The sequence below is a fragment of the Roseateles sp. FW301-B2 genome (assembly GCF_058788955.1).
This window is the reverse complement of record NZ_JBYTBE010000065.1, coordinates 1-10,633: the sequence shown is the minus strand read 5'-3', so window position 1 is coordinate 10,633 and position 10,633 is coordinate 1. Positions and strand designations below refer to the sequence as shown.

The 10,633-nt window shown below is 72.5% G+C and carries 9 protein-coding genes; 4 read left to right on the top strand and 5 right to left on the bottom strand.

The genetic code is table 11. The features are described 5' to 3' along the window. Nucleotides 1–1,119 (top strand): DSD1 family PLP-dependent enzyme (locus AC3WQY_RS24455; RefSeq protein WP_492711202.1); only part of this gene is annotated, 1,119 nt, incomplete at its 5' end. A gap of 7 nt (nucleotides 1,120–1,126) precedes the next feature. On the opposite strand, the gene AC3WQY_RS24450 is transcribed toward AC3WQY_RS24455, so the two are convergent. Both AC3WQY_RS24450 and AC3WQY_RS24445 read right to left on the bottom strand, forming a co-directional pair. Then, nucleotides 1,127–1,342, bottom strand: a complete 216-nt coding sequence (locus AC3WQY_RS24450; protein ID WP_285233275.1) for a hypothetical protein — start codon at nucleotides 1,340–1,342, stop codon at nucleotides 1,127–1,129. Nucleotides 1,343–1,376: 34 nt separating this feature from the next. Beyond that, nucleotides 1,377–4,373 carry a two-component regulator propeller domain-containing protein gene (locus tag AC3WQY_RS24445; RefSeq protein ID WP_492711200.1) on the bottom strand — a complete coding sequence of 999 codons (2,997 nt, stop codon included), beginning with the start codon at nucleotides 4,371–4,373 and terminating at the stop codon, nucleotides 1,377–1,379. 57 nt (nucleotides 4,374–4,430) lie between these two features. On the opposite strand from AC3WQY_RS24445, the gene AC3WQY_RS24440 reads away from it, so the two are divergent. Then, nucleotides 4,431–4,811: a carboxymuconolactone decarboxylase family protein gene (locus AC3WQY_RS24440; RefSeq protein ID WP_492711199.1), complete on the top strand. Its 381-nt coding sequence runs from the start codon at nucleotides 4,431–4,433 to the stop codon at nucleotides 4,809–4,811. Between the two features lie 6 nt (nucleotides 4,812–4,817). On the opposite strand, the gene AC3WQY_RS24435 is transcribed toward AC3WQY_RS24440, so the two are convergent. Further along, entirely contained in the window at nucleotides 4,818–6,695 is a 1,878-nt protein-coding gene (locus tag AC3WQY_RS24435) for a M48 family metallopeptidase (protein WP_492711198.1), read from the bottom strand. Nucleotides 6,696–6,807: 112 nt separating this feature from the next. On the opposite strand from AC3WQY_RS24435, the gene AC3WQY_RS24430 reads away from it, so the two are divergent. Next, on the top strand, nucleotides 6,808–8,946 hold the full coding sequence (locus AC3WQY_RS24430) for a sensor histidine kinase (RefSeq protein WP_492711197.1): 2,139 nt from the start codon (nucleotides 6,808–6,810) through the stop codon (nucleotides 8,944–8,946). Here AC3WQY_RS24430 and AC3WQY_RS24425 read toward each other — a convergent pair. Beyond that, nucleotides 8,900–9,649, bottom strand: coding sequence for a Crp/Fnr family transcriptional regulator (locus tag AC3WQY_RS24425; RefSeq protein WP_492711195.1), 750 nt, complete (start codon nucleotides 9,647–9,649; stop codon nucleotides 8,900–8,902). The genes AC3WQY_RS24430 and AC3WQY_RS24425 overlap by 47 nt on opposite strands. A 128-nt stretch (nucleotides 9,650–9,777) precedes the next feature. On the opposite strand from AC3WQY_RS24425, the gene AC3WQY_RS24420 reads away from it, so the two are divergent. Continuing rightward, nucleotides 9,778–10,359: a hemerythrin domain-containing protein gene (locus tag AC3WQY_RS24420; protein ID WP_285233281.1), complete on the top strand. Its 582-nt coding sequence runs from the start codon at nucleotides 9,778–9,780 to the stop codon at nucleotides 10,357–10,359. Here AC3WQY_RS24420 and AC3WQY_RS24415 read toward each other — a convergent pair. Then, the coding region (locus AC3WQY_RS24415; protein ID WP_492711193.1) for an MOFRL family protein at nucleotides 10,356–10,633 on the bottom strand (278 nt) is incomplete at its 5' end. The genes AC3WQY_RS24420 and AC3WQY_RS24415 overlap by 4 nt on opposite strands.

The window sequence follows — 10,633 nt, the reverse complement described above, 5'->3', positions numbered from 1 at the left end:
CTGCCGCCCCCCGCCCGCCCCGGCGATCCGCTCGGCGCCATCGACACCCCTGCCCTGCTGCTGGAGCTCGATGCCTTCGAGCGCAACCTGGCGCGCATGCAGGCCGCCGCCGCGGCCGCCGGCGTGGCGCTGCGCCCGCATGCCAAGGCGCACAAATGCCCGGCCATCGCGCTGGCCCAGCTGCAGCGCGGCGCCGTGGGCATCTGCTGCCAGAAGGTCAGCGAGGCCCTGCCCTTTGTGCGGGCGGGGGTGCGCGACATCCACATCAGCAACGAGATCGGCGGCACCGCCAAGGCGACCCTGCTGGCGCAGCTGGCCCTGCACGCGCGCATGAGCGTCTGCGTGGATCATGTGCAGCAGATCGAGGCGCTGGCGGCCGCCACGCGCGCGGCCGGCAGCCGGCTCGACGTGCTGGTGGAGATCGATGTCGGCCAGCACCGCTGCGGCGTGGACGACGCGCCCGCGGTGCTGCGCCTGCTCGATGCCCTCGCCGCGCAGCCGCAGCTGCGCTTTGCCGGCCTGCAGGCCTACCAGGGCTCGATCCAGCATCTGCGCGGGCATGGCGAACGCCGCGTCGCCGCGGCCCTGGCCGCCGAGCGTGCGGGCGCGGTGGTGGCGGCGCTGGCGGCCGCGGGGCAACGCTGCGAGGTCGTCACCGGTGGCGGCACCGGCAGCGTCGAGTTCGATCTGACCAGCGGCGTCTACACCGAGGTGCAGCCGGGCTCCTATGTGTTCATGGACGGCGACTACGGCCGCAACGAGGTCGCGGGTGCGCTGCGCTTCGAGCACAGCCTGTTCCTCGCCAGCACGGTGATGAGCGTGGGCAACGGCGAGCGCTGCGTGCTCGATGCCGGCCTCAAGTCGCTCGCCACCGATTCGGGCCTGCCCGGCGTCTGGGGCCGGCCGCAGCTGCACTATGTGTCGGCCAACGACGAGCATGGCATCGTGCAGTGCGGCGTGGACGGCGGTGCTGTGGCGCGGCCGGCGCTGGGCAGCCAGCTGCTGCTGGTGCCCGGACATTGCGACCCGACGCTGAACCTGCACGAGCAGCTGGTGGCGGTGCGCGCCGGCCGGGTCGAGGCGCTGTGGGAGATCGCAGCGCGCGGACTCAGCCGCTAAGCCCTGTTCAGCTGAACCAGAGCCGCCACAGGCCCACGGCCACATGGCCCCAGATCAGCAGGTTGATGCCGAACATGCCGGCGGTGCGGCTGACGTTCCACAGCGCCCTGGCGCGCTGCGCGGCACGGTCGTCGCCCGTGATCGCATACAGCAGCAGATAGAACACCGAGGGCACGAACGTGCCGACGATGAGCAGGCCCATGACCCAGTAGAAGATGACCATGGCTCGATGTTACGACGCCGGCCGGCCGCCGGTGTCAGGTCTTGCCCAGGCTGACGCGGTTGCGCCCTTCCTGCTTGGCGCAGTAGAGCGCGGCATCGGCCAGCGCGAACAGTGATTCGGCCGAGGCCTGCTCCGAGGGGATGCAGGAGGCCACGCCCAGGCTCAGCGTGATCACCTCGCCCACCGGGGCGGCGGGGTGCGGGATCGCCAGCGCCTCGCAGGCGGCGCGTATGCCCTCGGCCACCTGCAAGGCGGCGGCCGGGTCGGCCCCTGGCACCAGCACGACGAACTCCTCGCCGCCATAGCGCGCCGCCAGGTCGCCGGCGCGCCCCACCGCATGCGCGAACACCGCGGCCACCGCGGTCAGGCAGCGGTCGCCCTCCAGATGGCCCAGGCGGTCGTTGTAGAGCTTGAAGCCGTCGATGTCGGCGATCACCAGCGCCAGCGGCACGCGGTTGCGGCGCGCGCGCCGCCATTCCTCGGCCAGCACCTCATCGAAGCGGCGTCGATTCGCCAGCCCGGTGAGCGCATCGACGAAGGAGAGCCGCGAGAGATGCTCGTTGGCCAGGCGCAGCTCCTCGGTGCGCTGCGCCACCAGGCGCTCCATCTCGACATGGCGGGCGCGCAGCGCGTGGGTGCGCAGGCGGAACAGCGCCACCAGCGCCGCCAGCGTGCCCAGCAGGGCCAGCGCCATGAACCAGCCGGTCTGGTAGAAATAGGGCCGCACGGTGATCAGCAGCGGCGCCGCGGCCTCGCTCCAATGCACGCCATCGGTCGAGGCCGCAACGCGGAAGCGGTATTGCCCATGCGGCAGCGCCGGAAAGGCGGCCTCGCGGCTGCGGCCCGCGTCCACCCAGTCGCGCGTGATGCCCTCCATCTGGTAGCGAAAGCGCACGCGGTCGGCGTTCAGCAGGGTCATCGCGGCATAGCGGATCGTGAGCGGCACCGAGCCCGGCGGCAGCAGCACCTCGGCATCCAGCGGCCGGCTCACGCCATCCAGCAGCACGCCCTCCAGCTGGGTCTGCGGCGGTTGCCCCGCGCCCGGCAGGCGGGCCGGGTCGACGATCACCAGGCCGTTGGACGAGGGCAGCCAGAGCTGGCCGCGCGCGTCGATGGCGCCGGCCGGCTGCAGGCCACCGGCGAAGGTGGTGCTGCGCAGCGCATCGCCCGGGCCGAAGCCGCTCGAGCTGACCTTGGCCTGGCGCCCTTCGACAAAGGCATTCAGCTCGGCGCGCGCGACGCGGAAGAAGCCGCGGTTGCAGCTCATCCACAGATAGCCGGCGCGGTCTTCCAGAATGGTCAGGGCAATGCCGTCCCAGAGCCCGTCGGCCGGGCGTATCGCCGTCAGGCTGCCGTCGCTCAGGCGATTCATGCCCTCGCCGTTCGTGCCTATCCAGAGCTTGGCGTCGGCGTCCTCGTAGAGCGCCATGACCCAGTTCGAGACCAGGCCGTCGGCCTTGCTGAGGGTATGAAAGCGCCCGTCGCGCAGGCGCACCAGGCCGTCGCCGGTGGTGCCGAACCAAAGCGTGCCCTGCCGGTCCTGCAGCATCGCCGCCACGCCGCCGCGCGGCGCGCCCTCGTCGCGCACCGCTTCGAAACCCTTGCCGCTGAAGCGCGCCAGCCCCGACTGCGTGCCCGCCCACAGCGTGCCGCTGCGGTCCTGGAACAGCACCCGCACCTCCGCGCTGGGCAGGCCCTGGGCCGGGCCGAAGCGCTCGATCTTGCCGCCCTGCAGGCGCGCCACGCCGGCGGTGTAGCTGCCGATCCAGAGCGCGCCATCGCGGTCCTCGAGCAGGCTGGAAATCTCGTCGGTGGGCAGGCCATCGGCCTTGCGCAGCGCGCTGATGCGCTGGCCCTCGATGCGGTTGAGCCCGCCGCCCGAGGTCGAGACCCAGGTGACGCCCTGGCGGCCATGCAACACCGCGCGCACATTGTCGTGCGACAGGCCCTCGGGCGTGCCCAGCACCCCGAAGGCGCGGTTGCGCAGCCGGTTCAGGCCGCCGACCCAGGTGCCGATCCAGATGCTGCCCTCGCGATCGGCCTGCACGCTCCAGATCTGGTCGCCGGCCAGGCCGTTGGCGCTGGAGATGGTGCTGAAGCGGCCGTCCTCCAGCATGCGGCTCACGCCGGCGCCCCAGCTGCCGATCCAGAGCGCCCCCTGCGCATCGCGCGCCAGGCTGGTGAGCTGGTCGGTGGGCAGGCCATCGGCCACCGTGTAGACGCGGATGCGACCATCCTCCTCCACGCGCGCCAGCCCGCCGCCGGCGGTGGCGGCCCAGATGCCGCCGGCGGGGTCGGCGATGACATGGCGCACCTGCAGATGCGGGAAGCCCTGCTCCGGGCCCAGCGTGCGGAAGCGCCCGGCGGCAAGCGCCACCAGGCCGCCGCCCGAGGTGCCGATCCAGAGCGTGCCGGCGCGGTCGAAGGCGAGCGTGCGCAGGCGGTTGGTGGGCAGGCCGTCGGCCTGCTGGTAGAGCCTGGTGGCGCCCTTGCCCGGCCCCTGTTCCCAGCGCACCAGGCCGTTCTCGGTGGCGGCCCAGATCACGCCGTCGGCCGCCTGCGCAAAGGCCCAGACGCGCCGGCCATCGGTGACCTCGCTGCCGAACATGGCCTGGAAGCTGCCCTTGCGGTAGATGGCCGCGCCCTTGCTGTGGCCGATCCAGAGGTTCTGCTGCGCGTCCTCCATGAAACCGAACACCGGCTCGGAGGCCATGCTGGGCGCCTGGCGCGCGTCGAAGCCGGTGAAGCGGGCGCCGTCGAAGCGCGCCAGCCCGCCCGCCGTGCCGACCCACAGATAGCCGTCATGGCTCTGGTAGAGCGCCTGCACCGTGTTGAGCGGCAGGCCCTGCTCGGTCTGCCAGCTGTCCACCTTGTACTGGCTCAGCGCCCGCGCCGCGCCGCCCGGCCCCAGGCCCTGCGCCCGCGCGGGCAGCGGCGCCGCGGCCAGCATCAGCAGCAGGCCAAACATCCAGGCCAGCAGGCGGGCCAGGGCGGCATGTGGGGCTGGTGGCAAGAGCGAGGGGACAGTCACGCCCGAGAGCATAGCCGCCCGCTCCGCTTATGCTGCGCCGGCAACGCAGGAGAAGCCATGAACGATGAGCAATTTGACAAGGGTTTGGCCATGCGCAAGCAGGTCATGGGCGAGGACTTCGTGGCGCGCGCCTATGCCGGCGTGAGCGAGTTCAGCGCGCCGATCCAGCAGCACATCACCCGCAATGCCTGGGGCGATGTGTGGCAGCGGCCCGGGCTGGACCTGAAGACGCGCAGCCTCGTCACCGTGGCCATGCTCACCGCGCTGGGCAAGCAGCATGAGCTCAAGGGCCATGTGCGCGGCGCGCTCAACAACGGCGCCAGCGTGCAGGAGATCCAGGAAGTGCTGTTGCACGCCACCGTCTACTGCGGCGTGCCGGCGGCGGTGGAGGCCTTTCGCAGCGCGGCCGAGGTGGTGGAGGCGAGCCCGCCGCGCTGAGCCGCTTCAGCGCCGCTGCAGCAGCTGCGTGAGCTCGCGCGCCTGCGCCAGCTTGTCGGCCGGCACATGGCGGCCCAGCACCACCACGCGCGCGCGGCCCGGCAGCTCGGCGGCGTCGTAGACGCGCTGCGCCAGCGCGTCGAGCGCCTCGTCCGCGAGGCCCGGCCGGCATTGCAGCCAGAGCGTGAAGTGGCGGCGTGCCGGCTTCACGTCCAGCTGCTGCTCGCCCACCCAGGCGCCACGCAGATCGGCCTCGCGCAGCGTGATGCCACGCAGCCCGCGCAGCTGGGCCTCGTCCAGCTGCGCGGGCATGCCCTGCTCCCAGGGCATGAGCTGCTGGAAACGCTCCCAGGCGGCCTCCTCCAGCGCGCGGCTGCTCTCCAGGCGCTCGCGCCAGAGGCGGCGCTGCTCGGGCGGCAGCGGCGCGTCGCGCGCGCCGCAGGCATCCACCCAGGTCTGCGCCAGATCGGCGGCAGCCCAGGCCAGCGCCTCGTGGCGCTGGTACAGCGTCTCCAGCCAGGCCCCCACGCGCGCATCGCCGCTGGGCGCATGGCGGCGCGCCAGCCGATGCAGCGCCTGCGGGTCCTCGGGCGCGAGCAGCAGGGCGCGCTCCAGCCAGGGCGTGGGGTCCTTGTCGCTGAGGCTTTCCACCGCATCGGCCCAGCGCAACCACTCGGCGGCGCTGAGCTCATGGGCGCGCTGGCTGAGCGCCTGCGCCTCCTCGTTGAGCGCGCGCAGGCGCTCGCCGTGGCTGCGCCAGTCGGCGCGGTTGGCCTGCCACCAGGCGGCGTCCAGCGCCAGCGCGATGCGCGCCCGGCCCTGGCCCAGCAAACGCAGCGAGTGCATGGCCGAGAGCCGCTGCAGGCCGGCGGCCTGGCCGAGGCTGGCGAGGCGGTCCTTCAGCACCGGGTGGGTGTCGTCGAAGCCGGCCAGGCGCTTGAACTCGCGCTTCAGGGCCTCGCGCTGCCAGGCCGCGTCCAGCGGCTGCTGCAGCAGCTTGTTCATGCCGGCATAAGGCCCGACGCAATGGCCGGTGCTGGCGGCCTCATCGGTGCGCGCGCGGCGCCACCACAGGCGCCAGAAATCGCTGCCGAACCACTGCGCCTTCAGCGCCACCTCCTGCAGCGTATGGGCGGCCAGCTCGGCACCGAACAGGCGCGCCGACACGCGGTCGGCCTCGTACTCGTCCTGGCGCGCCAGCGCGAAGCTCATCGCGTTGAAGCGCGGGAAGTACCAGGCCACGAAGCCGGCCATCAGCCAGCCCAGCGCCGAGGAGCTTTCCTCATAGCGCTGGCTCAGCCTGGCCCAGGACATGCGCGTGCGGTAGATCCAGGCCGAGAGCTTGCCATGGTCGCCGCGCAGATGGCCGTATTCATGCGCCACCACGGCGAACATGCGCTTGGGTTCCAGCGCCGCCAGCAGCGGCCAGCCCAGCAGCAGGAAGTTGCGATGCCACAGCCCCAGCAGCATGGGCTGCTGCACGATGGCGGCGTTGAAGTCGTCGGTGATCAGCACCTGGTGCAGCGCCGGGCCCTGCACCTTGGCGCGGATGCGCGCCAGGCCGGCAAACAGCTCGGGGGCCTCGTGCGCCGCGACCGGCTGGCCCTCGGGCAGCCGGAACGGCACGCGCAGGCCCTGCAGCGTGGCCCACAGCAGACCCAGGCAGGCCAGCCCGCCCCAGATCATCCAGCCCGCCAGCCTGGCCCCATGCTGCCAGCGCCAGCCCAGCCACAGCAGGCCGGCCAGCGCCAGCAGGCCGAACAGGAACACCGCCACATAGCCCAGCACCGCAAAGCGCAGCACGCGCTGGCGATAGCGCTCGGGCGCTTCCCGGCTGGCCTGCTCGTTGAGCCGCAGCAGGTGCACATAGTCCGCACTCTCCATCCCTCGCCCCCGGGGTCACATCATCGTTGGAGGCGAAGGATAGCCGCGCGCGGCCGCCGCCCGGCGCAGCGGCCTGGCCTACACTCGGCCGGACAGGCCCGCCACCCGCTGTATGTCCGCGCCGTCCGACCACGCCACCGCCTCGCCCGACCCGGCCTTCCCGGCCCTGCTGGCGCAGGCGCGGCGCTGCATCCTCGTGAACCGCAGCGCCGACGCCTGGCGCTGCCTGGGCCAGTGCCAGGGCCTGGCGCCAACCCAGGCCGATGTGGCCTCGGCCCAGCTGGCGGTGCAGGCGCTGGACCTGCGGCTGCGTGCCAGCGCCACGCCGTCGGTGTCGCTGGACTGCGTGGCCGAGGCGCAGCGCCTGGACACCCTGGCCAACGCCGGCCTGACGGCCTCCACCTGCGCCGAGATCGCCATCACCCTGGGCGAGGTATTTGGCCGCCTCGGCCTGGAGGAGCCCGCGCTCAGCGCCTTCGGGCGCGCACGCGCCTGGCTGCGCGGCGGGCACGACGCCGAGGCCCTGGTGGTGCTGGACGTGAGTGCCGCCAACGCGCTGCTGCGCTGCGGCCTGCAGCGCGAGGCGATCGAGCTGCTGCAACCGCTGGCCGAGACGCTGGCCGATGCCGAGCTGCGGCTGCTGGTATGCAGCCAGCTGGGCTCGGCGCATTACTTCCTGGCCGAGGCGGCCGGCGCCGACGCGGCCGCACACCGCGATGCCAGCCTGCACTGGCATGCGCGCTCGCGCCTCGATGCCGAGGCCAGCGGCCCGCCCTATGCCCGCTACCGCGCCGCCGTCAACCTGGCGATCGGCCATGCGCGGCGCGGCGACATCGCGCTGGCGCGCCAGCATCTGCAGCAGATGCGGGGCTTGCTGGACCTGGTCTGGCCGCCCAGGGCGGATGGCGGCAGCGAGCGCGCACGCGATGAGCAGCGCAGCTGGACCGCCTTTGTCGAGGCCCTGATCGCCCTGGGCGAGGGCCGGCGCGATGCGGCCATCCGCGGCTTCCAGACCATCCTGGCGGAGTTCCGCGACGTCGGCATCAACAGCTATCTGGGCATGCTGCAGCTGCGCGTGGCCGAGCTGCTGGTGAGCACCGCGCACCAGGCGGGGCTCGACAAGCTGGCCTACCAGGCCCAGCTGGAGCTGCAGGCCCTGCAGGAGCGGCGCAACCGCCAGCGCCAGGAGCTCAGCTCGCGCCTGCTGGCCGACGCGCTCACGCTCTCGCAGCTGCGCGTGCAGAACGATCTGCTGCAGCAGCATGGCAACGAGCTGCAGGCGGCACTGGCGCAGCGCCATCAAGAACTGACCCTCACGCTGGACCAGCTGCGCGCCGAGGTCTCGATACGCCAGGCCACCGAGGCCGCGCTGCAGCAGGCCCATGACGAGCTGGAGCGGCGCGTGCGCGAGCGCAGTGCCGAGCTGCACCAGACCCTGCAGGCCCTGGCCCACCAGGAGCGCCAGGCGGCGATGGCGCATATCGTGGTGGGCGTGGCGCATGAGCTCAACACCCCGCTGGGCAATGCGCTGCTGGCCCTCTCCACCGAGGCCGATGCCACCGCCGAACTGCGTCGCCGCCTCGCCGATGGCCAGCTCAAGCGCGCCGAGTTGCACGAGTTCCTGGCCCTGCTGGACAACAGCCATCTGCTGGGCCACAAGGCGCTGACGCGCGCCGCCGATCTGGTGCAGCGCTTCAAGGAACTCTCGATCGAGCAGATGCCGGAGCCGCGCCGGCGCTTCGACCCGCGGCGGCAGATCGAGCAGGCGCTGCAGCGCTGGCATGGCAGCGCCGGCGCGCGCGGCGTGGCGCTGCTGCAGCCGGTCGGCAAGGTCGACGGCTATCCGGGCGCCCTGCTGCGCATCCTCGACCAGCTCATCGACAACGCCCTCACCCATGCCTTCGAGCCGCCCCTGCCGGCGGCGCCGGCCATCGAGGTCAGGCTGGCCCGCGAGGCCGAGGGCCTGGAGCTGTGCGTGCAGGACAACGGCCGCGGCATCGCCAGCGAGCTGCGCGAGCAGGTGTTCACGCCCTTCATGACGACGGCCCGCGGCCATGGGCACGCGGGCCTGGGCCTGCATGTGGTGCAGGTGCTGGCGCAGCAGCAATTGGGCGGCAGGCTCGGCATCGAGGCCGCCTGGCCCAGCGGCACCTGCGTGCGCCTGCACTTCCCGGCCGAGGCGCCCGCGCGCGCTCAGCCGGAGGCTAGTCGCGCGCCAGCGCCTGCAGCGCCGTCAGGCACAAGACCTTGACGCTGTAGCCCTGCACCTCGATCACGCCCTTGCGGTTGAGCTGGCGCATCATGCGCGACAGCGTCTCCGGCGTGATCGCCAGCTGGGCCGCGATGTCGCGCTTGCGTTCCTTCAGCGAGATCGCCGCGCCGCCATCGGCCTCGGGCACCGCGCGCTGCAGCAGCCAGGCGGCCAGGCGCTTCTCGGCGTCCTTGTGCATCAGGTCATGGGTGACACCGGTGAGGCTGTGCACGTTCTGCGCCAGCGCCACCAGCAGGCGGTCCAGCATATCGGCCTGGCGCGCGATCAGCTGACGCATACCCTCCACCGGCAGCCTCAGCACCAGCGCCTCGTTCACCACCCGTGCATCCTGGCCGTAGCCGCCGCCCAACCAGGCGCTGCTGACGTCCAACCAGCGCGGGCCGCGCACCGTATGCTCCAGGTGGAAGGGCGCATCGTCGCGCGCCAGGCCGAGGCCCACCGCGCCGTCCACCACCGCCACCAGGTACTCGGCGGGTTGCAGGCGCGTGAACACCATGCTGCCCACCGCCACCTGCTGCAGTTGGGCCATCGCATTGAGGGCCAGCAACTCGGTGCTGCTCAGGCTCTCGCCACCCAGCACCGCCTGCCACTCGGCGGCACCGAGCCGAAGATCGGCAACCGCTACCGAGCCGGTCACCGGCTTGCGCGCCGGGCGCGCCGCTGTGAGGTTGAGACTGTCCACGATGTTGTTCTGCTATGTGTGCTGAGATGATTCGCAATGTGGGCCAGGGCCTGGCCGGTGTCCTTGCGTTGCATCAAACCGCCCACATTCGGGCGCTCAGCGCCCCGCGGGCCAGGGACAATCCCCACATGCCCTTGATTCAGCCCAAATCCGCCATGAGTTCCGGCACGCCGGCCCTGCAGCCTGGCAGCAGCTATGCGCAGCCCTTCGAGCTGCTGGGTGCCTGCCATGAGCGGGTGCAGCGCAGCCTGGATCTGCTGGAGCGCCTGCTCGCGCATCTACAGGAGCAGCAGGCTTGCGACGAGGCCGCCCGCAGCGCCGCGCGCGATGTGCTGCGCTACTTCGACGTGGCGGCGCCGCTGCACCACCAGGACGAGGAGCTGCATGTGTTCCCGGCGCTGGAGGCCGGCGGCGATGCCGCGCAGAAGCAGGCCTGCGCCGAGCTGCGCGCCCAGCATGTGCAGATCAGCGCCGCCTGGCAGGCGCTGCGCAGGCCGCTGCACGAACTGGCGGCCCTGCCCGATGGCCCGCTGGACTCGCACCTGCTGCAAGACCTGACCCCGGCGGCGACACTGTTCGTGCGCCTGCACGATGCCCATCTGCGCACCGAGGACGGCCTGGTCTTTCCGGCCGCCGCGGCGCTGCTGGCCGAGCCGGCGCAGACCGAGATGGGGCGCGAGATGGCGGCGCGGCGCGGGCTCGCTATCTAGGCAATCAAGAGCGCCCGGAAGTCGTTCACATTCGTGTAGGTGGGCCCGGTCACCAGCAGATCGCCCAGGGCGCCGAAGAAGCTGTAGGCGTCGTTGCGGTCCAGGTAATCGCGCCCCTTCAGTCCCAGCGCCGCGGCGCGCGCCAGCGTGTCGGGCGCGACGAAGGCGCCGGCGTTGTCCTGCACGCCGTCGATGCCATCGGTGTCGGCGGCCAGCACATGCACGCCGCCCACCCCGCCCACCCCCCCCCCCCCCCCCCCCCCCCCCCCCCCCC

Coding starts and splice junctions, on each gene's coding strand:
- AC3WQY_RS24440 (WP_492711199.1), top strand. CDS start 4,431: ATGAACGATGAGCAATTTGACAAGGGTTTGGCCATGCGCAAGCAGGTC.
- AC3WQY_RS24435 (WP_492711198.1), bottom strand. CDS start 6,695: ATGGAGAGTGCGGACTATGTGCACCTGCTGCGGCTCAACGAGCAGGCC.
- AC3WQY_RS24430 (WP_492711197.1), top strand. CDS start 6,808: ATGTCCGCGCCGTCCGACCACGCCACCGCCTCGCCCGACCCGGCCTTC.
- AC3WQY_RS24420 (WP_285233281.1), top strand. CDS start 9,778: ATGCCCTTGATTCAGCCCAAATCCGCCATGAGTTCCGGCACGCCGGCC.
- AC3WQY_RS24450 (WP_285233275.1), bottom strand. CDS start 1,342: ATGGTCATCTTCTACTGGGTCATGGGCCTGCTCATCGTCGGCACGTTC.